Here is an 836-nt window from a genome sequence, read left to right on the forward strand (position 1 = left end):
GCCAACACGGTGACGGAATTTTTGTTGGTGCCGTATTTTGGGGCGTGTATCCACGTACCACCACCACCACCAAACCAAATCATTTACGTGAAATTTCCGAAAGGCGCACCAGTACAGGAACTTTGGGATGTCATTTACGTGGTGGGAACATTAAAAACCGAAACCATTAACCATGAACTGGCAGAAACCGCGTATGTGATTGAAGGTTCAAAAATCGAAGCCTACGACGATATGTAGTCGTCGATTTCGAGGTACACCAAAGGCGTCGCATCGTCGCCTTTGTCATCTTTAAATGTTAAACAATGTAGCGCGATAAGTACGCTAATACGCCCACATAAAGAATCAAAAGAAACGCTATCGACAGGTGCTTTTTCAGTTTACTTGCTTCCGAGAACTTCATCGCCCCTCCAAAATAACGATAACAATTTTAACAACTCATTATCATTTTGGATAGACCTATTCCTTCAAAATCTGAGACGCTCTCTCTGGTCGCCTCGCGGATTAAGGTGTAAATTGAGGCAAGCGTCAAACGCAAGCTCTTGGTAGGAAAATACATGGCAGAACCAACGAAACAACCTGTAGTGATTGAACACCAGCCTAATACGCAGAAAAACGGTCACCACGACAAGAAAACGGGTTACATCAAAGACAGTGCGAGCCGAATAAAAAACATCGCTCAATCTCATGGCCTCGACGCTCTGTTGCAAACTGACCCTCCTGCCAAATCCGCATTAGAAAGAGCACAACTGCGAGACCAACGACGCCAAGAGCAAAGACAAAAAAACCTTGAGCAAATCCTAAAACTCGCGCACAGCGCTTGCCGCGATGAAACCGCA

General features: G+C 45.3%; 1 protein-coding gene and 1 pseudogene. Both read left to right on the top strand.

Translation table 11 applies throughout. From position 1 onward, the window contains the following. Window positions 1-237 (top strand): DUF3299 domain-containing protein (locus R7Q11_RS25540; protein WP_225466922.1); only part of this gene is annotated, 237 nt, incomplete at its 5' end. A gap of 317 nt (window positions 238-554) precedes the next feature. Then, a pseudogene (locus R7Q11_RS25545) lies at window positions 555-836 on the top strand (TIGR03899 family protein); the annotation flags it as partial.

It is taken from the genome of Vibrio sp. 970, from assembly GCF_033339075.1.